Consider the following 20,291-nt stretch of genomic DNA (forward strand, 5'->3'; position numbering starts at 1 on the left):
GCGCCTATACTGGATTGGACACAGGAGGAAACCATGAACAAGGACAGCAGCTTCACCGGGTCAATCCCCGAGACGTACGAGCGCGCCATGGTGCCGCTTCTCTTCGCCCCTTATGCCATTGACATGGCGCGCCGCGCGGCGCGGAACAAACCGCAGCGAGTGCTGGAAATCGCCGCCGGTACCGGCGCCGTAACGCGCCGGCTCATTCAGGAAATCCCGGGCGCCCACATCCTCGCCACCGACCTTAATTCGGCCATGCTGGAACAGGCGCGCAAAGCGGTCCATTCACCGCACGTGGAATGGCGCGAAGCCGACGGCCAGCAACTGCCTTTTCCCGATGCCAGCTTCGACGCCGTGATCTGCCAATTCGGGATCATGTTCTTCCCCGATAAGGCGCGCGGCTTTAGCGAGGCGCGCCGCGTGCTGAAACCGGGCGGCCGTTATTACTTTAGCGTGTGGGGCGGCATCAGCCACAATGATTTTTCGGCCACCATCAACCACGCGCTGGCAAAGGTATTCCCCGACGACCCGCCGCGCTTCCTGGCACGGGTGCCCTACGGCTGGCACGATGTCGACGTGATACTCGATGAACTCAAGCGCGGCGGCTGGAGCAGCGGCGTCACGCATGAAGTGGTAAAGGCCACCAGCCGCGCCGATTCCGCGGCCTTGACCGCGACGGCGCTATGCCAGGGTTCTCCCTTGCGGGCCGATATCGAGGCGCGCGACCCCGCTCGCCTGCAGGAAGCCACCGATGCCGCGATTGCGGCGCTGACGGAAAAGTACGGCAGCGGCGCCATCGAAGGCGGTATGCAGGCGATCGTATTTACTTGCGAGGCGTGAACTCATAGACGCGGGCGCCTCCCACATCGGCGTCATCGTCCAGCGCCAGTTCGCCGCGCTCGAATGCATCGAGCACTTCCAGCGCCTGCGGCAGCTCCGCCGCAGGCACCATCACCCGCGCCCCGCCTATGGCCGGTGCCAGCAGAAGGGCCGCCTGCATATGCTGGTCGTCCATGACCGTGGCATTCAGCCCCGCCGCCCGCAGGCAACCGCACAGGATGAACGCATCGGCGGGAATCAGGCAGCGCCGCACAAGGCAGAAATCGTTGTCCATACCGCCAATCATAGCAAGCCTTTGTCCTTGCCTGAAAATCGCCGGGCTTCGATCACATCTGGAACGGATCGTTCGGGCCGAGTTTGCACCTCAGGAAGCGATATTGTCCCTCCTCTATCAGCTTCTCGATACCATGGCTGCATACCTGGTCCAGGACGGGCAAGGAGAAGCTTTTCAATAAGCGCCCCCGGGCATCGAACCAAAATCCTTGCCCGCCAACCAGCCTGGAGTCCTGGCAATCCATCTTAGTGCAATAGCGTAGGCACTCTTTACAGGAGAGTGCCCCGTTCTGGAAAAACGTCTGGCATTGATCATATTCTGCCGGCACAAGAATCTTGAATGAGCCGGATTGGAAATAGCCGCACCTGCCGTTTTCGGCGAAACGGCCCACGCCACGCCGCGCGGACGGGTAGTCGAAATCTCCGGTGTGGTAAATGCCCGGCACGACCACGCGCCCGCGCCGGTCAAGCGCCAGCACTTCGCGCGGATCTTCGATCAAAAGAACCGCCTTGCCGGATTTCTTGAATTTGAGCTTGCGCAGGTATTGCGGCTTGAGCGATCGTACATTCCCCTTAACCGTAAAGCAGGAAGGGGACCATGCCTCCAGGCCATCCTTGGCCGGACAGCCGGTATCCGCAGCGAAGGCGCGCCATGACGTCAACGCCAGCAACATCAGCAAGACACAGCCACGCATCATATATCTCCGATCAATAAAGGATGTTGGGCCGTGAAAGCCGCCAAGTGTTCGAGCAAGGCACGCACCCGCGCCGGCAGGTAGCGCTGCTGCGACCAGACCGCATAGACGCTGCGCTCGCGCGACGTCCAGCCCGGCAGCAGCCGCACCAGCGCCCCCGCCTCAAGACTGGCGTGGCATTGCAGTTCCGGCGCCAGGACGATACCAAGGCCAGCTTCCGCCATCATCACCGCCAGGCGGACTTCGTTCACGCGCACCCTCGGGTCGGGATGCAGCACGGACTGCGCACCGCTGACGGGATCCTGCAAATGCCATTCGCGCAGCGGCAGCGTGGCGATGGTGGAATGGCCAGCCAGCTCCACCGCATTGCGCGGCACGCCGTGCCGTGCCAGATAGGCCGGCGACGCAGCCAGCACCAGCCGCACGTTCCCCAGCTTGCGCTGCGTGAGCGTGGAATCGGCCATCGCACCAATCCGGATCGCCAGGTCGGCGCCGCTGCCCACCAGATCCTGGACCTCGTTGGACAAATCAAGTTCCAGCTTCACCTTCGGGTATTGATCAAGGAAACTGGCCCATGCCGGGGCCAGGATCTCGCTGGCAAAATTCACCGGCGCCAGCACGCGGATGGTGCCCTCGATGGCGCCCAGCGTGGCATCGAGCCGCAGCGTGGCCTGGCGCAGCGACTGCACCAGCGGGCGGCATTGCTCGTAATACTGCAAGCCCTCCGCGGTGGGCTGGGTACGGCGCGCACTGCGGTGCAGGAGACGATAGCCCAGCGCCGACTCCAGCTTCTGCAGGCGGCGGGTGACGGTGGCGGTAGGCAAGCCTTCCTTCGCCGCCGCGGCATTCAGGCTACCGGCTTCGACGATGGCGATAAACAGGGCAAGGTCGTCAAGCATGATTCCATTTTTGGAATTAGAGATTGAAATTACGTCTCTAGTGTACTCCAGCGCAATTGACTACGCTTGAGCCATCAACCACTTTGCTGGAGAAAGCCATGCCTGACCTGCGTACCCGGATGATTTTTGCGGCCCTGATGTCGTTCATGATGACGGTCATCATGAGCGGCTGGATCACCTGGCTGAATATCGGCTTCCACCCTGAATATACGGCGCGCTGGGGGCGCGCATTCCTGGCCGCCTGGCCGGCAGCCTTCATCGCCGTGATGCTGATCGCGCCGACAGTGCAACGCGTCACGCAGCGCCTCGCCGCCGCCCTACGCTAGCGTCCGTGGCAACCTTGGGGTCAGGCTCTTTGATTGCCAAATTTGGCAATCAAAGAGCCTGACCCCAAGGTTGCCACGGACTGGGCTGTTGGCCCTGTTGGTCGTGTTGGCCTTACGTTAGAAGCGCTCGTAGCCTTGCAGGTAGCGCCATTCGCCCGTTTGCAGGCCGGACATGGAGATGCGGCCGATGCGCTGGCGCTTGACGGCGGTCGCTTTCAGCCCGACGTCGGCGCACAGTTTGACGACCAGCGCCGGTTTCGGCGGCTTGATGGCGAAGCGCAGGCGGTTTTCGTTCTGCCAGCTGACTTTTCCGGCCCCTTGATTGAGCAGCGTCAGGCCGTTGTCGGCGATCTCGCCTTCTACGTCGACGATCAGTTCCTGTTCGACCGTTGCCCCCTCGTCCACCAGCTTGCGCGCCACGCGAAAGTCCTGCGTGAAGACGAACAGGCCGCTGGCTTGCTTGTCCAGCGCCAGGCAGGCGGTCAGGTTGCGCAGGTGGCGCCTGAGGAAGCGGATGCGTTGGGCCTCCTTGCTGCGCGCTTCAGGCAGCAGGCAGGCCAGCGGGTCGGCGCCGGCAGGCTTGTTGAGCAGGATGGTGACTGGCGCAATATCGAGCAGAGTTGCATCGGGCGCGAGCGCGACCTGCTGTTCCGGTGCGACGCGGGCACCCGGCTCTTCGACGATCTCGCCGTCGACCGTGACGTAGGCGCCTTCGATATAGTTTTCCGCTTCACGGCGCGAGCACGGAACCATATCCGCTACGCGTTTGGCGAGGCGGGTGGTGTTGTCTTCGTTATTCATTATTGCTTGAAGTAGTGGGCGAATACGGCGGCGACATGTTCCAGGTCGGCGCGCGATACGTCCAGGTGGGTTACGAGGCGCAGGTTCGGGGCCATCGAAACACGTATGCGTTCGGCTGCCAGCGCGGCATTCAGGCCGTCGCAGGCTTCGCGCGGCATGGCGACAAACAGGATGTTCGTTTGCGGCACGCTCACTTGCAGCACGCCGATTTTCGACAATTCGTTGGCCAGCCAGCTGGCATTGGCGTGGTCTTCGGCCAGGCGCTGCACGTTATTCTGCAGGGCATACAGGCCCGCGGCGGCAATTACGCCGGCCTGGCGCATGCCGCCGCCCAGCATTTTGCGCCAGCGCTTGCCTTGTTCGATCAGCTCACGGCTGCCGCACAGGATGGAGCCGACCGGTGCGCCGAGGCCTTTGCTCAGGCAGACCGAGACGCTGTCAAACCCTTTCACCGCGTCTTTCAGGGAGCTGCCTTGCCTTACGGCGGCATTGCAGATGCGGGCGCCGTCGAGGTGGGTGGCCAGGCCGCGCGCATGCGCCAGGCTGGTCGCCTGTTGCACGTATTGCTGCGGCAGCACCTTGCCGCCGATGGTGTTCTCCAGCGCCAGGAGCCTGGTGCGGGCGAAGTGGAAGTCGTCTGGCTTGATGGCGGCTTCGATGTCGTGCAGGGCGATGCTGCCATCCGCCTGGTTGACGATCGGCTGCGGCTGGATACTGCCCAGGACCGCTGCGCCCCCGCCTTCGTATTTGTAAGTGTGCGCTTCCTGGCCGACCAGGTATTCGTCTCCCCTGCCGCAATGGGCCAGCAGGGCAATCAGGTTGGTTTGCGTGCCGCTTGGCGCGAACAGGGCGGCTTCGTAGCCAAAGAGCTCCGCGGCATACGCCTGCAATGCGTTGACCGTGGGGTCGTCGCCGTAGACGTCGTCGCCAACCTGCGCGGCGAACATGGCTTCGCGCATTTCCAGGCCTGGGTGCGTAACGGTATCGCTGCGCAGGTCGATCCAGCGCTCGCCGTCGTTGGCTGCGGGCGAACCCGCGCCAGCGCCGGCGGGATAGCCGTTGCTCACGGCGCCACCCCGGCGTCGGAAGCCGCGGCGGCCGGCGCGCCGGTGTAGAAGCGCCCGCCCATTTCATCAAGGCCGACGGTGGACAGCACTTCCTTCAGGCGCTCGGCAGGCTTGCGGCGCGGCAGGTTCTTGTATGTGGCGACGATCAGCTCATTCTTCATCGAGTGCTCCCAGCCTACGAGTTCCGTGACGGTGACCTGGTAGCCGTGCGACTCCAGTTGCAGGCAGCGTAGCACGTTGGTGATCTGGCTGCCGAATTCACGGGTGTGGATCGGATGGCGCCACAATTCGGTGAGCACGTTCTTGCCCAGCGACGAGCCTTTGTTCTTGCGCAGCACGGACGCCACTTCGGCCTGACAGCATGGCACCAGCACGATGTGCTTGGCCTTCTTCTTCAGCGCGAAGTCGATGGCGTCGTCGGTGGCAGTATTGCAGGCGTGCAGCGCCGTGACGATGTCGATCTGCTCCGGCAGCTTGTCGGAGGTGGTCGATTCGGCCACCGACAGGGGCAGGAAGCTCATGCCCGGGAAGCCGAACTTGCGCGCCAGTTCTTCCGAACGCGCCACCAGTTCTTCGCGGGTCTCGATGCCGTAGATGTGCGAGTCGTCGCCCAGCGCCTTGAAGAACAGGTCGTAGATGATGAAGCCAAGGTAGGACTTCCCTGCCCCGTGGTCGACCAGCGATACCGCGCCCTTGGTCGAGCGGACGTCGTTCAGCAGCGGTTCGATGAACTGGTAGAGGTGGTAGACCTGTTTCAGCTTGCGGCGGCTGTCCTGATTCAGCTTGCCGTCGCGGGTCAGGATGTGCAGCTCCTGCAGCAGCGCGACCGATTGGCCGGGCTTGACTTCAGGGATGTCGGTGACGGTGGCAGGCAGCGCTCCTGCTGCGGGCTTACTGCGCTTCATCGATCCACGCCTGCTGGATCGCTTCCAGCACTTTTTCGCCGCCGCGCTTATGGTCGTCGTCGAATCCGTCCAGGTCGACGATCCAGTTGTGCAGGTCGACAAATCGTACAGTGGCCGGATCGACGTCCGGGAACTTGTCGTACAGGGCTTCGGCGATCGCCGTGACATCACTCCATTTCAGCATGCTGCACCTCGGCTCAGTGGCCGCCTTCGCTGGCGTGGTTGATCGTGTACTTCGGAATTTCGATGACCAGGTCTTCGTCCGCGACGATGGACTGGCAGGACAGGCGCGAACATGCTTCCAGGCCCCAGGCCTTGTCCAGCAGGTCTTCTTCGGTGTCGGTCGCTTCGTTCAGCGAGTTCAAGCCTTCACGCACCAGCACGTGGCAGGTGGTGCAGGCGCAGGATTTCTCGCAGGCGTGTTCGATGTGGATGTCGTTCTCCAGCAGGACGTCGCAAACGGACTTCCCTGCTTCGGTTTCGATCACGGCGCCTTCGGGGCAGAGCTTGGCGTGCGGCAGGATGACGATTTGTGGCACTTCTATTCCTCAGTCAATTAAACAACCTGGTCCAGCGTCTTGCCGGCCAGTGCGCTGCGCACGCTGCGGTCCATGCGGCGCGATGCGAATTCTTCGGTACCCTGGGCCAGGGCTTCGTAGGCGGCTTTCACCGCGTAGTGGTCGGCTTCGCCGCTGCCGGACTTCACCAGCGCGTCCAGCGTGGCGGCCATCAAGGCCTGAATCGCGGCCAGCTCGCCCTCGGTCAGCAGCGCACCGTCCTCGTCCAGCGCGGACTGGGTGGCCAGCATGATGCGTTCGGCTTCCACCTGCTCTTCGCGCAAGGCGCGGGCTTTCATGTCGGCTTCCGCTTCGGTATGCGATTCGGACAGCATGCGCGCCACGTCGTCGTCGCCCAGGCCGTAGGACGGCTTGACGGTGATCGATGCCTCCACATTGGAGCGCAGCTCGCGCGCCGAAACCGACAGCAGGCCGTCCGCGTCCACCTGATAGGTGATGCGGATACGCGCCGCGCCCGCGGCCATCGGCGGGATGCCGCGCAGCTCGAAGCGCGCCAGCGAACGGCAATCGCTCACCAGTTCGCGCTCGCCTTGCAGCACGTGCACCGCCAGCGCGGTCTGGCCGTCCTTGAAGGTGGTGAACTCCTGCGCGCGGGCGCATGGAATGGTGGAGTTGCGGGGGATGATCTTTTCGACCAGGCCACCCATGGTTTCAATACCCAGCGACAGCGGGATCACGTCCAGCAGCAGCCAGTCGTCGCCTGCGGCGCGGTTGCCGGCCAGCAGGTTGGCTTGGATGGCGGCGCCCAACGCCACCACCTTGTCCGGGTCGATATTGGCGTGCGGGATGGTGTGGAAGTACTCGCCCACCGCGCGCTGCACGTGCGGCATGCGGGTGGCGCCGCCCACCATGACCACGCCGTCGATGTCGTCGGCGTCCAAATTGGCGTCGCGCAGGGCCTTCTTCACCGCGTTCATGGTCTTGGCGACCAGGTGCTTGGTGATGTCGGCGAAGATTTCGGGGGTGATGCGCTGGTGGACTTCTTCGCCCGAGCGCAGCACGGCGTCGATGGTCACTTCCGGTTTGGTCGACAGCAGCTCTTTCGCTTCGCGCGCCTTTACCATCAAGGTTGCGGTGTCTTCATCGGACAGCGGCGCCAGTTTTTCCTGCTCGTGCACCCAGCAGAACAGGCGATGGTCGAAATCGTCCCCGCCCAGCGCGGAGTCGCCGCCGGTGGCCAGCACTTCAAACACGCCCTTGGACAGTTTGAGAATCGAGATGTCGAAGGTGCCGCCGCCCAGGTCGTACACGGCGAAGATGCCTTCCGAGCCATTATCCAGACCGTAGGCGATGGCCGCGGCGGTCGGCTCGGAGAGCAGGCGCAGCACATTGATGCCGGCCAGTTGCGCGGCATCCTTGGTGGCCTGGCGCTGCGCTTCGTCAAAGTAAGCTGGCACGGTGATCACGGCGCCGACCAGGTCGTCGCCCAGGGAGTCTTCGGCGCGCTGGCGCAGCGTCGCCAGGATCTGCGCCGATACTTCCACCGGAGACTTCACGCCGGCCACGGTCTTCAGCTGCACCATGCCGGGCGCATCGACGAAATCGTAAGGCAGGTTCTCGGCGTAAGCGATGTCTTTCAGGCCGCGGCCCATGAAACGCTTGACCGAGACGATGGTGTTCTTCGGATCGGTGGTCTGGTGGGCTTGCGCCTTGTAGCCGATATTGGCATGGCCGTTTGGCAGGTATCGCACCACGGAGGGCAGCAGCGGGTGGCCTTCTTCGTCGTTCAGCACTTCTGGAATGCTGCTGCGGACGGTCGCTACCAGCGAATTGGTGGTGCCGAGGTCGATACCCACTGCCAGACGGTGCTGGTGCGGGGCGGTCGACATGCCCGGTTCGGAAATCTGCAAAAGAGCCATGGTGAAACCTGTCTTATTCTTTTACGCCTCGATGGCGTCGTAAGCGAAGCGCACTTCTTCGCCAAATTTTTCGATGAACATCAGCGCGCGCACACCCTGCGCGACGGCGTGATAGTCAGCGGCGTTGCAATGCTGTTCGATCTCCGCCAGCTGGCCCTTGCGCGCGGCGCGCAGTTGGCCGTCCAGCTTGTCCAGCAGCTCGGCATCCTTGCCGGCGCGCGCTTCGGACAGCTCTTCGCGCCACTCCATCTGCTGCATCAGGAACTCCATCGGCATGGCCGTGTTGGATTCCATCTTCAAATCGACGCCATTGAGCTCGCACAGGTACTGCGCGCGCTTCTGCGGATTCTTCAGGGTCTGGTAGGCCTCGTTGGAGCGCGTCGACCATTGCATGGCCACGCGCTTTTCGGCATCGGTGGCGTTGACGAATTTGTCGGGATGGACGCGGCTCTGGACTTCGCGGTACGCGCTGTCCAGGGCGCCTGCATCAACGGCGTACTGCTGGGGAAGCTGGAAAAGTTCGAAGTGGTTCTGCACGATATCAAATGCGGAAGCTTTCGCCGCAGCCGCATGCATCCTTCTCGTTCGGATTGTTGAACTTGAAGCCTTCGTTCAGACCTTCGCGGGCGAAGTCCAGTTCCGTGCCGTCGATGTAGGGTAGGCTTTTCGGATCAACGAAGACCTTCACGCCGTGCGATTCGAATACGGAATCTTCCGGAGTCACTTCGTCCACGTATTCCAGCTTGTAGGCCAGACCGGAGCAGCCGGTCGTGCGTACGCCAAAGCGCAGGCCAATGCCCTTGCCGCGACGCTCGATGTAGCGGTTGATATGCTTGGCTGCTTTTTCGGTCAGGGTGATTGCCATACTTCCTCCGAGCGCTGATTAGGCGCCGTGTTTTGCCTTGTAGTCGTTCACAGCTGCCTTGATGGCGTCTTCCGCCAGGATCGAGCAGTGGATCTTCACTGGCGGCAGTGCCAGTTCTTCCGCGATCTGGGTGTTCTTGATGGCCAGCGCTTCGTCGAGCGACTTGCCCTTCACCCATTCGGTCACCAGCGAGCTAGAGGCGATTGCCGAACCGCAGCCGTAGGTCTTGAATTTCGCGTCTTCGATCTTGCCGTCCGCGCCGACCTTGATCTGCAGCTTCATCACGTCGCCGCAGGCCGGCGCGCCGACCATGCCGGTACCGACGGTCTCGTCGCCCTTTTCAAAGGAACCGACGTTGCGCGGGTTTTCGTAGTGGTCGAGGACTTTTTCCGAGTATGCCATTTTGATGCTCCTGTAATCTAAGAATTCTGCTGTGCGCTTAGTGCGCCGCCCACTGGATGGTGGAGAGGTCCACGCCATCCTTGTACATTTCCCACAGCGGGGACAGTTCGCGCAGCTTGCCCACTTTGCCTTTCAGCAGTTCGATCGCGAAATCGACGTCTTTCTCGGTGGTGAAGCGGCCGATGGTGAAACGGATCGAGCTGTGCGCCAGTTCGTCGCTGCGGCCCAGGGCGCGCAGCACATAGGACGGCTCCAGCGAAGCCGAGGTGCAGGCGGAACCGGATGACACGGCCAGGTCTTTCACCGCCATGATCAGGGACTCGCCTTCGACGAAGTTGAAGCTCACGTTCAGGTTGTGCGGCACGCGGTGGTCCATGTCGCCGTTGACGTAGGTTTCCTCGATTTCCTGCAGGCCCTTGGCCAGACGGTCGCGCAGCGCGCGGATGCGGGCGATTTCGGACTCCATTTCCACTTTCGCCAGGCGGAAGGCTTCGCCCATCGCCACGATCTGGTGGGTCGGCAAGGTGCCCGAGCGCAGGCCGCGCTCATGGCCGCCGCCGTGCATCTGCGCTTCGATGCGCACGCGCGGCTTGCGGCAGACGTACAGGGCGCCCACGCCTTTCGGGCCGTAGGTCTTATGCGCGGTGAAGGTCATCAGGTCGACCTTCAGGTCCTGCAGGTCGATCGCCACCTTGCCGGTCGCTTGCGCGGCATCGCAGTGGAAGATGATGCCCTTCTTGCGGCAGAAGGCGGCGATTTCCTTGATCGGCTGGATCACGCCGATTTCGTTATTCACCATCATGACCGAGATCAGGATCGTGTCCGGGCGCACGGCCGCTTCCAGCTGTTCGATGGTGATCAGGCCATTGTCCTGGGTATCCAGGTAGGTGGCGTCGAAGCCTTGGCGCTCCAGCTCGCGCACGGTGTCCAGCACGGATTTGTGCTCGGTCTTGACCGTGATGATGTGCTTGCCCTTGGACTTGTAGAAGTTGGCCGCGCCTTTCAGGGCCAGGTTGTTCGATTCGGTGGCGCCGGAGGTCCAGATGATTTCGCGCGAGTCGGCATTGACCAGGGCGGCCACGTGGCCGCGCGCTTCTTCCACCGCTGCTTCCGCGGTCCAGCCGTACATATGGCTGCGCGATGCCGGGTTGCCGAACTGTTCGCGCAGGTATGGGATCATCTTGTCCGCAACGCGTGGATCGATCGGCGTGGTGGCCGAATAGTCCATATAGATCGGGAAGTGCGGTGCGGTCTTGAATTCTACCGGTGCTACCTGGGCGACGTTCTTTTCGGGGGCGTTCATCTAAATTACTCCAATTCGGTTAACCGAGGGCTGCTTGGTTGCTGTTGCGGTGCACATGGACTGGCTGCTCTGCCGCGGCTTTGGCTTTTTGCTGGTCCACCAGGTCCTGCAGCGATACGGAATCCAGGTAATCGACCATCTTTTCATTCAGGGTGGCCCACAATTCGTGGGTCATGCAGCGGGTGCCGTTCGCGTGATCCGCGCCGTGGCAATTCTCCTTGCCGCCGCACTGGGTTGCATCGAGTGGTTCATCGACAGCAATAATGATGTCGGCGACCGTGACCTTGTCCGCCTTGCGGGCCAGGCTGTAGCCGCCGCCAGGGCCGCGGATCGATTCCACGATTTCGTGGCGGCGCAGCTTGCCGAACAATTGTTCGAGATAGGACAGGGAAATCGACTGGCGCTGGCTGATCCCGGACAGCGTCACAGGACCCTTGCCTTGGCGCATGGCCAGGTCAATCATCGCAGTCACTGCAAAACGGCCTTTGGTAGTCAGACGCATCACAACCTCGGTTCAACTCAGTTAAAATATCGTTCTGTTCTCACAGATGCATTCCTGATTACTTGAACGATTTAGTCAAGTATAACAGACTTGCGCAGACCTTGCCGGACGCGCCCCAAAGCGCCCGAGGGAGCTTGCGCTCCCGGCTTACCTCTTCAGCAACGCCATCGGGCCGAACAGGGCCTGCATTTCCTTATTGTCAATAAAGGACAGGTTGTAAGGATGCTCCGCCACGATTTGCGGCAGCGCCTGCACGCTGGCCAGCTTGTTGAGCTGTTCGGCAATTTTCCCCCAAAGAATGAGTTTTGGCTGGCGCGCGGCCAGCGCCTGCATCACCGTATCGAAGAAGGGCAGCCAGGCCTTGGCATCTTTCACGGGAGCAACGTGCGCGCGGAACACCAGGGACGCATTCAGCAGCAGGAAGCCATGGCCGTGCAGGCGTTCCTGCATTTCCGCCAGGGTCTGGATGGCAGCGCCGGCCTTGGCACGGGTCGAGCAGGCTGCCAGCGCCTCGCCAGCGGTATTGCCTTGCGCCAGCTGGCCATCCGCCACCAGCAGCATTTTCATGAAATTACGCAGTGAAGTGGCCTTGTTGACAGGCTTCGACAGGCCGCCGCCCTCTTCTTCCGACCACAGCCCTTGCACGGCGCCGTCCATGAAACAGACGCCGGTTGCGCTCTCCGCGCGCGGATACGGGCCCTCGCCCACCAGCACATAGCGCACCTGGTCGAGAGGCTGCTGGAAGGCGGCAAACAAGCGCAGCTCGGTCGGCAGATAGCTGTCGGCAGCCAGTTCGGCCAGGTAGGCAGGGTTGGCCGCCGCGATGGCTTGCAGCCCCCGCTCCAGCACCGGCTGCCACGACGGGTGGGCACGGTCGAGCGCTTGCAGGATGGGGCTGGGGATTGTCATGGCGGCTGTCGGCGTTGGGCAAAGGCGAGATTGTATCGCCGCCGGCGGCCGCGGTCTACGGCTTGGGCTTTTCCGCGCCGTAGACCTTGGCCAGGTAAGCCACCATGGCCGGGATATCCTCGTCGGCAAACTGGGCGCCGAAAGGTTTTTTCATCTTCTTCACCGTGGCTTCCCAATAGCTGCGCGGGGAAGACCGGGGCTGCACTTGGGCGTACTGCGCCAAATGGCAAAGCAGGCAGTTGTTCAGCACCAGCTGGTGGCTCTGGCAGAGCGTGGGTTTATAGGCCGCCGTTTCATCCGGCAGCGTGATTTCGGCCACTCCGGCCGCGCCGGCCAACAGCAGTAAGATGGCAAAGGTCTTCATGGCTTTCCCCCTCAAGCCGCCGTGACGCGGGGTGGTTTCCACGACGTTGCGCATATAGCCGGCCGCAAGGCCAGCATTACCTCGCCGTCCAGCGCGTGGTCGATATTCAGCGATTTGACGAAATCCGGCCCGTCGCCGGCCGGCGGCGTATCCGCTGTTGCGCATCGCTGCCTCCCGGTGGATGGATTATTCCGAGAGGCAGATTTAACATGCTAGCCAGCGGCGGTATCGGAATTCTTCAGCCGGATGTTGGCGGCGCGCAAACGGCGGATCAGGAACACCACTGCGGCCAGGGCGACCGCGGCCAGCACGGCGACCAGCGACCAGGCAACCCGCAGTTTCCCCAGGAAGCGCTGTTCCTTGGCGCTTTCGTCCTTTTCGCGCAAACGCTCCTCGTCCTCGCGGCGTTTTTTCTGAAGCTGGGCCTTGGCATTGCTGGCATCCAGCGATTTGCGCGTCGCGCGCGCGTAGACCTGCAGGGCCAGCTCCTTCAGGCCCACGTATTCCAGCGCCCGCGCATATTCGAGCAAGGCATCGGCATCCATCATCTCGATATTGACCGCCTCGATCGCGTCCCGCCCGGCATCGAGCTGGCCCAGGTAAAGCAGGGCGATCCCCTCGTTGAACTGGGAAATTTCCGCGATTTCGGCATTGCCCGCGGCCACGCCGGCCTTCTTCGATTCCCGGCTGAGCGCCAAGGCTTCCTGGTAATCGTGGCTCTTCAGGCTCATATCGGCCAGGACCACCTGCATCTCCGGCACCATCTCGTCCATGTGGTGCTTCTGCAGCCAGGCGACCACTTCGATCAAGGCTTCGCGCGAGCGCGCGATCTGCCCCGCTTCCTCGGCAATCTGCCATTCGGCATAGCGGGCGCGGGTCAGCGCGCCTTCCAACGGAATGGCGGCGGCCTTGGCCTTCAACTGCTCGACCGCCTTCAATGCGCGCTGGCCTTCGCCGGCCAGGCCGCTCAGTGCATACGCCCGGGCGCGCAAGGCCATGAACTGGATCACGACCTGCCCGGAGGTATCCGCCAACGCCACGGCGCGGTCGATATACTCCAGTCCTTTCCGGCCATTCCCATGGCGGATTTCATCGTTGCCGACGGCGATGGTGACCTTGGCCTGGATGGCGGGATCGGTGGTCTGCTCGGCGAGCTGGCGCGCCTGCTCCAGCTTCCGGGTCGCCTCCTCTTCTTCGCCTTGCGAGGTGTGCACAAAGGCGCGATCGAGCAGGCTGTTGGCAATGACCGAGTCGTCGCCCAGTTCCTTGCCGATACGCTCTTCTTCGTCGACCGCTTTCATGGCGGCGGCGCCGTCGGTCTCCCGCGTCACTTTGCTCAGCAGAGAAAAATAGACGGCCTGCTCGTGCGGCGGCCATTTCGCGACCTGCGGTTTAAGTTTCTGCAATTCCGCCAGCGTGGCGTTGGCGGCAAGATAAGAGTTTTCCCACAGTTGCCCAAGGCGTGCGCGCGGCGATGCCTCCTGCGCCAAGGCCGGCGCCTGGAACAGGCCGACAGTCAGGATGGTTGTGCCAAGCATGCGCAGGAAAATGCGGTGCATCTAAAGCTTTCGATTTGATAGGTAGTAAAGTATTTTACTGCTCGGCAAACAAATCGTGGGCATTCAAGATCGCAAAAGCAATGTCGGGGTGGCGGTCCAGGCATTTGCGGATCGCCGCCGGCACCGCCTGGCGCGTCTTGCGGCACAGGCCGGGCCGGTTGCCCAGCTCGATCTGGAAGCCGCGCACCGTGCGTACTTCATGCGGGCCGGGCTGGATCCGCACCGCGACGCCAAGCTGTTCCTGCAGACGCGCGCTGACCCGCATCAATTCAACATAGCTGGCGATGGCTTCGATACGTTCCAGCAGGCGCTTCTCCTCTTCCTTGGTCAGGCGCAGCACACGCAAGTCCGCCTGCGGGTCGTCCAGGAGTAACTCGCGCTTGCAATCGCAGGCGCCCGGCGGGCATTCCTTGCGGATAGGGAAAGGCGGCGTCGTCATCATTCCAGTATCCGTTGCTTGCAACTTGCTGTCAAACGCGGCGGCCGGCCGCCGCCCTTGTGTGCGACGTACAAGTTTCGTACAGTGCTAAATTGCTCAAAATACTAGATAGAGACCCAAGTGACTATCAAACAGGAAAGCCTGCAATTCCTCGCTTCCCCTGGCGCCCTGGGCCGGCAGATCGCAACCTTCGACTGGTCCGCCACACCGCTCGGGCGGCTTGACGCGTGGCCGCAAAGCCTGCGCACCACGGTCAACTTGATGCTCAATTCCAGCCACCCGATTTGGATAGGCTGGGGTCCGCAAGCCACCTTCCTCTATAACGACGCTTATATCGACGTGCTGGGCGCGGCCAAGCACCCGTGGGCGCTGGGCCGTCCCGCAGCGGAAGTCTGGAACGAGATCTGGCAATTCTGCGGCCCCTTGGCGGACAAGGTCTTCCAGCGCGCCGAGCCGAGCTTTGTGGACGCGGTGCAGCTGTTCATGAACCGCGGCGACTGGGTGGAGGAAGTCTGGTATTCCTTTTCCTATAGCCCGATCTTCGACGAAGCGGGCGACGTGGGCGGCCTGTTCTGCCCTTCCACCGACACCACCGCCACGCGCTTGAACGCGCGCCGGCTGGCGGCGCTGTCGGAGCTGTCGGCCAGCGCCTTGCGCGAACAGGACGTGGCCAGCGCCTGCGCCACCGCCATGCACACCATTGGCGCCAACCGGGACGACATTCCCTTCGCCCTGCTGTTCAAGCGCATCGGCGATACGGTGCACCTGCAGCAGACGGCGCACGTGGAAGACGCGGCCTGCGATCTCGCGCTCTGGCCGGTGGCGCAAGTGCTGGCCAGCGCCGAGCCGGTGGCGATCGCCACGGCGGGCATACCCGGCCTGCCGTTAGGACTGGCCGGGCAGACGGTGCGCGTGGCGCTGGCCCTGCCCATTACCGACGGCGTACTGGTGCTGGGCATCAGCCCGGCGCGCCAGCTCGATACCGAATACCGCACCTTTTGCGAACTGTTGGCCGGCCAGCTTTCCGCCGCCGTGCAAAACGCCAGCGCCGCCGCCGAACAGCGCCAGCGCGCCGAGGCGCTGGCGGAGCTGGACCGCGCCAAGACCGCTTTCTTCAGCAATGTGAGCCACGAATTCCGCACCCCGCTCACGCTGCTGCTCGGCCCGATCGAGGAAGCGCTGGGCGACAGCGGCAACCGCCTGCCCGGCGTACACCATGCGCGCCTGCAGCTGGCCCAGCGCAACGCGCTGCGCCTGCAAAAGCTGGTCAACACCCTGCTCGACTTTTCCCGCGTGCAGGCGGGCCGCATGCACGCCAGCTATACCCGGGTCGACCTGGCCGCCCTCACCCGCGACCTGGCCAGCGGCTTCCGCTCCGTCGTCGAAGGCGCGGGACTGGAGTTGCGCGTCGATTGCAGCGAACTCGATGCCAGCGCCTGGGTTGATATCGCTTTGTTTGAAAAGATCGTCCTGAACCTGCTGTCCAACGCCTTCAAATTCACTTTTGAGGGCGGCATCACGGTGACGCTGCGCCAGCAGGGCGCGGCGGCTGTGCTGTCGGTGGCCGACACGGGCGTCGGCATTTCGGGCGACCAGCAGCAGCATATCTTCGAGCGCTTCCGCCGCGTGGAAGGCGCGCGCTCGCGCACCCATGAAGGCTCCGGCATCGGCCTGGCGCTGGTGCGCGACCTGGTGGAGCTGCTGCACGGCCGCATCTGGGTCGAGAGCACCTTGGGCGCCGGCAGCACCTTCACCCTCACGCTGCCGCTCGGCCATGGCCACCTGCGCGACGAGCAGTTGAGCATCGCGTCCCGGGGCGGCAGCGCCGAAGTGCGCGCAGCCTTCCTGCAGGAAGCCCAGCGCTGGCTGCCGGAAGAGAGCGACGCGGAGCCCTTCCTCGACCTGGCTCCTGACGACAGTATCCTGACCCTCGGTGCGCACGTGCTGGTGGTCGACGACAATGCCGACATGCGCGACTACCTGGCGCGCCTGCTGCGCCAGCGCTGGCAGGTCGCCACCGCCGCCAACGGGCGCGAAGCGCTGGCGGCCATGGCGCATGCGCTGCCGGACCTGGTGGTCTCGGACGTGATGATGCCCGAGCTGGACGGTTTCGGCCTGATCGCCGCCATGCGCGCCGATCACGTCATGCACGACGTGCCGGTCCTGCTGCTGTCGGCCCGCGCCGGCGAGGAGGCGCGCATCGAAGGCGTCAACGCCGGCGCCGACGACTATCTGGTCAAGCCGTTCTCCTCGCGCGAGCTGCTGACGCGGGTCGACTCGCAGCTGATGCGCTCGCGCATCCGCCAGGCCGAACGCGCCCATATGGCGCGCATGGCCGACACCTTCCAGCAGGCGCCAGCCGCGATCGCCATCGTGCGCGGGCCGGACCTGAGTTTCGAGGTGGCCAACGACCGCTTCATGGAGCTGAGCTGGCAACGCCAGCTGATCGGCCTGCCGATGCGGCGCGCCTTTCCCGAACTGGAAGGCCAGGGCATGGTGGAAGAAATGGAGCACGCCCTGGCCAGCGGCGAGCCGGTGACCGGCAAGGCGCGCCGCGTCATGCTGAAGCGCGAAGGCGGCCTGCAGGAGTGCTATTTCGATTACGTGCACCAGCCGGTGCGCAACGCGCGCGGGGCAGTGGACCGTGTCGCCATTGTGGCCTTCGAGGTGACGGAACTGGTGCGCGCGCGGCGCGACGCGGAGCTGGCCAACCGCACCAAGGACGATTTCCTGGCCATGGTGGGCCATGAGCTGCGCAATCCGCTGTCGCCAATCCTGATCGCGCTCGAGCTGATGCGCCTCAAGGGACTGGGCGGGCTGGCGCGCGAGCATGCCGCCATCGAGCGCCAGGCCCACCACCTGGTGCGGCTGGTGGACGACCTGCTGGATGTGGCGCGCATCGCCCAGGGCAAGATCGCCCTGCGGCTGGAGCGGATCGAACTGGAGCAGCTGTTTGCGCAAGCGCTGGAGACAGTGGGCGGCCTGCTGGAGGAGCGCCGGCAAAGCCTGCAGCTCGCGGTGCCAGCGAGCGGGATGGCGCTGCATGCCGACCCGATGCGCTTCGTGCAGATACTGGTCAACCTGCTGACCAATGCCGCCAAATACTCCAACCCGGGCGGCGAGATCGTCGTGCGTGCGGCAAGCGACAACGGCCAGGCCGTCATCAGCGTGCGCGATAGCGGCATCGGCATCGGCGCCGACATGCTGCCGCACCTGTTCGACAAATTCGTGCAGGCCCCGCAATCGCTGGACCGCTCGCGCGGCGGACTGGGGCTGGGCCTGTCGATCGCACGCAGCCTGGTGCAGCTGCATGGCGGCGAGATCGCAGCATTCAGCGCCGGTCCCGGCAGCGGCAGCGAATTCACCGTTCGCGTGCCGCTGGCCGGGCAGCCGGAGGCCGCCGCGCCCGCGCCGGGTGCGGCGCCGGGCCACCTGTCGGCTGTCGCGCGGCGCCGCGTGCTGCTGGTGGACGACAACCAGGACGTGCTGCAAGGCCTGCGCGCCCTGCTGGAAGTCAGCGGCCATGAAGTGCACGCCGTGGCCGATCCGGCCAGCGCGCTGCGCGCCAGCGCCAGCTTTGTGCCCGACCTGGCCATCCTCGACATCGGCCTGCCCGGCATGGACGGCTATGAGCTGGCCATCGAATTGCGGCGCAAGCCGGGCTTCGGCAACACGCGCCTGGTGGCCTTGAGCGGCTACGGCCAGCAGGCCGACCAGGCCCGCTCGCGCGCCGCCGGATTCGCCGCCCACCTGGTCAAGCCGATCACGCCGGCCCAGCTCTACTCGCTGCTGGTCGATTAGCGGGTGTAGACTGGCCGCATGAGCGCTCCCGACCTCTCCAAGCTGAAGATTGAACGCGGCGCGACGGCGCCGCTGCGCCGTCCCAGGCGCGGGACATGGCTGGCGGCGGGGGCCGCGGCGCTGGCCGCCGCCGGCCTGTTCGCCAGCCGCGGCGCCGGCAACACGCCCGTGGAAACCGTCACCGTGGCGCAGGCCTGGCCCTCCCAGGAATACACCCTGTTGAATGCCACCGGCTATGTGGTGGCCCAGCGCAAGGCCGCGCTGTCGTCCAAAGCCACCGGCCGCCTCGAATGGCTCGGCGTGCTGGAAGGCAGCCGCGTCAAGGCCGGCCAGACGGTGGCGCGGCTGGAAAGCCGCGATGTCAGCGCCACGCTCGGCCAGGCCGAGGCCAATGTCAAGGTGGCGCGCGCCAACCTGGAGCAGGGGCTGGCCGAGCAGGCCGACGCCCGGCAGGCCTTGACGCGCGCGCAGGAATTGCTGGCGCAGCAGTTCATCGCCGCCGCCAGCGTCGACGCGGCGCAGGCGCGCCTGAACAAGGCCACGGCGGCCGTGTCGGCGCAGCGCGCCGCCATCGGCGCCGCCGAAGCCGGCGCCCGGGCCGCCCGCGTGGCGGTCGACCAGACCGACATCCGCGCCCCCTTCGACGGCGTGATCCTGACCAGAAATGCCAATGTGGGCGACAATATCACGCCCTTCTCTTCCGCCGCCGACAGCAAGGGCGCGGTGGTGACCATCGCCGACATGGACACGCTGGAAGTGGAAGCCGACGTTTCCGAGTCCAGCCTGGCCAGCATCCACAACGAGCAGCCGGTGGAAATCCAGCTCGACGCCTTCCCCGGCCTGCGCCTGGCCGGCACGGTGTCGCGCATGGTGCCGACGCTGGACCGCAGCAAGGCCACCCTGCTGGTCAAGGTGCGCTTCCACGAACGCGACCCGCGCGTGCTGCCCGATATGAGCGCGAAAGTGGCGTTCCTGTCCAAGGCCGTGCCGGAAGCGCAGCGCAAGGCGGTGACCGCGGTGCAGCCGGGCGCCATCGTGCAGCGCGGCGGCAAAACGGTGGTGTTCGTGGTCGCCGGCGGCCATGCCAGGCTGCAGCCGGTGCGCACCGGCCGCAAGCTGGGCGAGCTGGTGGAAATCCAGGGCGTCAAGCCGGGCGAGCAGCTGGTGCTGCAGCCCTCGGACAAGCTGAAAGACGGCGGCGCGGTGGCCGTGGCGGCGAAATGAGCCCGCTGGTCCGCATCGAGGGCCTGAGCAAATCCTACCGGCGCGGCGGCCAGCGGGTGCCGGTGCTGAGCGGGATCACGCTGGACATCGCGGCCGGCGACTTCCTCGCGCTGATGGGGCCATCCGGTTCCGGCAAGAGCACCCTGCTCAACCTGATCGCCGGCATCGACAAGCCCGATCGCGGCGTGCTGCGCGTCGACGGCCTCGATATCGCCGCCATGTCGGAAGCGGCGCTGGCCGGCTGGCGCGCCGGCAATGTGGGCTTCATCTTCCAGTTCTATAACCTGATGCCGGTGCTGAGCGCCTTCGAGAACGTGGAATTGCCGCTGATGCTGACCTCCCTGGGCCGCCGCGAACGGCGCGAGCGGGTGGCGCTGACGCTGTCCATGGTGGGCCTGGCCGACCGCATGGACCACCTGCCCAGCGAACTGTCGGGCGGCCAGCAGCAGCGCGTGGCGATCGCCCGCGCCATCGTCACCGACCCGCGCCTGATCGTGGCCGACGAGCCGACCGGGGACCTGGACAAGCAATCGGCCGCCGATGTGCTGGAGTTGCTGAACCAGCTGAACCGCGAACTGGGCAAAACCATCATCATGGTGACCCACGACGCCCACGCCGCACAGCAGGCGCGCAGGCTGGTGCACCTGGAAAAAGGCGAGCTGCTCGGCGCGCCCGCCTGA

The 20,291-nt window shown here is 64.5% G+C and carries 23 protein-coding genes; 5 read left to right on the top strand and 18 right to left on the bottom strand.

Annotated elements, in window-relative coordinates; translation table 11 throughout:
• Window positions 1-33: 33 nt before the first annotated feature.
• A complete protein-coding gene (locus tag H597_RS0124050; RefSeq protein WP_028104349.1) occupies window positions 34-840 on the top strand; it encodes a class I SAM-dependent methyltransferase in 807 nt (268 codons plus the stop codon).
• On the opposite strand, the gene H597_RS32325 is transcribed toward H597_RS0124050, so the two are convergent.
• The 3 genes from H597_RS32325 to H597_RS0124065 are packed head-to-tail and all read right to left on the bottom strand — an operon-like array spanning window position 824 to window position 2,707.
• Window positions 824-1,114 carry a hypothetical protein gene (locus H597_RS32325; RefSeq protein WP_051294098.1) on the bottom strand — a complete coding sequence of 97 codons (291 nt, stop codon included), beginning with the start codon at window positions 1,112-1,114 and terminating at the stop codon, window positions 824-826. The genes H597_RS0124050 and H597_RS32325 overlap by 17 nt on opposite strands.
• A gap of 52 nt (window positions 1,115-1,166) precedes the next feature.
• A complete protein-coding gene (locus tag H597_RS0124060) occupies window positions 1,167-1,793 on the bottom strand; it encodes a hypothetical protein (protein ID WP_154668264.1) in 627 nt (208 codons plus the stop codon).
• A 14-nt stretch (window positions 1,794-1,807) separates the two neighbouring features.
• The gene (locus H597_RS0124065) at window positions 1,808-2,707 is read right to left on the bottom strand and encodes a LysR family transcriptional regulator (RefSeq protein WP_028104351.1); all 900 of its coding nucleotides are present in this window, start codon (window positions 2,705-2,707) and stop codon (window positions 1,808-1,810) included.
• A 98-nt stretch (window positions 2,708-2,805) separates the two neighbouring features.
• Here H597_RS0124065 and H597_RS0124070 point away from each other — a divergent pair, with 98 nt between their 5' ends.
• Window positions 2,806-3,033, top strand: coding sequence for a DUF2798 domain-containing protein (locus H597_RS0124070; protein ID WP_028104352.1), 228 nt, complete (start codon window positions 2,806-2,808; stop codon window positions 3,031-3,033).
• Window positions 3,034-3,150: 117 nt separating this feature from the next.
• On the opposite strand, the gene H597_RS0124075 is transcribed toward H597_RS0124070, so the two are convergent.
• The 15 genes from H597_RS0124075 to H597_RS0124145 all read right to left on the bottom strand — a co-directional run bounded on the left by H597_RS0124075 (window position 3,151) and on the right by H597_RS0124145 (window position 14,586).
• Entirely contained in the window at window positions 3,151-3,834 is a 684-nt protein-coding gene (locus H597_RS0124075; RefSeq protein ID WP_028104353.1) for an RNA pseudouridine synthase, read from the bottom strand.
• On the bottom strand, window positions 3,834-4,829 hold the full coding sequence (gene ltaE / locus H597_RS0124080) for a low-specificity L-threonine aldolase (RefSeq protein WP_028104354.1): 996 nt from the start codon (window positions 4,827-4,829) through the stop codon (window positions 3,834-3,836). Before ltaE ends, H597_RS0124075 begins: the two co-directional genes overlap by 1 nt.
• A 68-nt stretch (window positions 4,830-4,897) precedes the next feature.
• A complete protein-coding gene (locus tag H597_RS0124085) occupies window positions 4,898-5,806 on the bottom strand; it encodes a class I SAM-dependent methyltransferase (protein WP_035375068.1) in 909 nt (302 codons plus the stop codon).
• A complete protein-coding gene (gene iscX, locus H597_RS0124090; RefSeq protein WP_028104356.1) occupies window positions 5,793-5,987 on the bottom strand; it encodes a Fe-S cluster assembly protein IscX in 195 nt (64 codons plus the stop codon). The genes H597_RS0124085 and iscX overlap by 14 nt, the downstream gene beginning before the upstream one ends.
• A gap of 16 nt (window positions 5,988-6,003) precedes the next feature.
• Window positions 6,004-6,345, bottom strand: coding sequence for an ISC system 2Fe-2S type ferredoxin (gene fdx, locus H597_RS0124095; protein WP_028104357.1), 342 nt, complete (start codon window positions 6,343-6,345; stop codon window positions 6,004-6,006).
• A 17-nt stretch (window positions 6,346-6,362) separates the two neighbouring features.
• The gene (gene hscA, locus H597_RS0124100) at window positions 6,363-8,243 is read right to left on the bottom strand and encodes a Fe-S protein assembly chaperone HscA (protein ID WP_028104358.1); all 1,881 of its coding nucleotides are present in this window, start codon (window positions 8,241-8,243) and stop codon (window positions 6,363-6,365) included.
• A gap of 21 nt (window positions 8,244-8,264) precedes the next feature.
• Window positions 8,265-8,780 carry a Fe-S protein assembly co-chaperone HscB gene (gene hscB / locus H597_RS0124105; protein WP_028104359.1) on the bottom strand — a complete coding sequence of 172 codons (516 nt, stop codon included), beginning with the start codon at window positions 8,778-8,780 and terminating at the stop codon, window positions 8,265-8,267.
• A 4-nt stretch (window positions 8,781-8,784) separates the two neighbouring features.
• Window positions 8,785-9,108 carry an iron-sulfur cluster assembly protein IscA gene (gene iscA, locus H597_RS0124110; protein WP_028104360.1) on the bottom strand — a complete coding sequence of 108 codons (324 nt, stop codon included), beginning with the start codon at window positions 9,106-9,108 and terminating at the stop codon, window positions 8,785-8,787.
• Window positions 9,109-9,126: 18 nt separating this feature from the next.
• A complete protein-coding gene (gene iscU, locus H597_RS0124115; protein ID WP_028104361.1) occupies window positions 9,127-9,510 on the bottom strand; it encodes a Fe-S cluster assembly scaffold IscU in 384 nt (127 codons plus the stop codon).
• A 37-nt stretch (window positions 9,511-9,547) separates the two neighbouring features.
• Complete coding sequence (locus tag H597_RS0124120; protein WP_035375070.1) at window positions 9,548-10,813, bottom strand: IscS subfamily cysteine desulfurase; 1,266 nt, start codon at window positions 10,811-10,813, stop codon at window positions 9,548-9,550.
• A 19-nt stretch (window positions 10,814-10,832) separates the two neighbouring features.
• Entirely contained in the window at window positions 10,833-11,315 is a 483-nt protein-coding gene (gene iscR / locus H597_RS0124125; protein ID WP_028104363.1) for a Fe-S cluster assembly transcriptional regulator IscR, read from the bottom strand.
• A 147-nt stretch (window positions 11,316-11,462) separates the two neighbouring features.
• Window positions 11,463-12,224 (bottom strand): uracil-DNA glycosylase family protein, encoded by a 762-nt coding sequence (locus tag H597_RS0124130; RefSeq protein ID WP_028104364.1) that lies wholly within the window; start codon window positions 12,222-12,224, stop codon window positions 11,463-11,465.
• Window positions 12,225-12,279: 55 nt separating this feature from the next.
• Window positions 12,280-12,588: a SorB family sulfite dehydrogenase c-type cytochrome subunit gene (gene sorB / locus H597_RS0124135; protein WP_028104365.1), complete on the bottom strand. Its 309-nt coding sequence runs from the start codon at window positions 12,586-12,588 to the stop codon at window positions 12,280-12,282.
• Window positions 12,589-12,800: 212 nt separating this feature from the next.
• Entirely contained in the window at window positions 12,801-14,147 is a 1,347-nt protein-coding gene (locus H597_RS0124140; protein ID WP_028104366.1) for a hypothetical protein, read from the bottom strand.
• Between the two features lie 34 nt (window positions 14,148-14,181).
• On the bottom strand, window positions 14,182-14,586 hold the full coding sequence (locus H597_RS0124145) for a hypothetical protein (RefSeq protein ID WP_028104367.1): 405 nt from the start codon (window positions 14,584-14,586) through the stop codon (window positions 14,182-14,184).
• Between the two features lie 120 nt (window positions 14,587-14,706).
• On the opposite strand from H597_RS0124145, the gene H597_RS0124150 reads away from it, so the two are divergent.
• From H597_RS0124150 to H597_RS0124160, 3 genes are read left to right on the top strand one after another with little or no spacing between them, the layout of a single operon-like run.
• The gene (locus H597_RS0124150) at window positions 14,707-18,387 is read left to right on the top strand and encodes an ATP-binding protein (RefSeq protein ID WP_028104368.1); all 3,681 of its coding nucleotides are present in this window, start codon (window positions 14,707-14,709) and stop codon (window positions 18,385-18,387) included.
• Between the two features lie 18 nt (window positions 18,388-18,405).
• The gene (locus tag H597_RS0124155) at window positions 18,406-19,611 is read left to right on the top strand and encodes an efflux RND transporter periplasmic adaptor subunit (RefSeq protein ID WP_028104369.1); all 1,206 of its coding nucleotides are present in this window, start codon (window positions 18,406-18,408) and stop codon (window positions 19,609-19,611) included.
• The gene (locus tag H597_RS0124160) at window positions 19,608-20,291 is read left to right on the top strand and encodes an ABC transporter ATP-binding protein (protein WP_028104370.1); all 684 of its coding nucleotides are present in this window, start codon (window positions 19,608-19,610) and stop codon (window positions 20,289-20,291) included. The genes H597_RS0124155 and H597_RS0124160 overlap by 4 nt, the downstream gene beginning before the upstream one ends.

It is taken from the genome of Pseudoduganella violaceinigra DSM 15887 (assembly GCF_000425385.1).
Lineage (GTDB): Bacteria > Pseudomonadota > Gammaproteobacteria > Burkholderiales > Burkholderiaceae_D > Rugamonas > Rugamonas violaceinigra.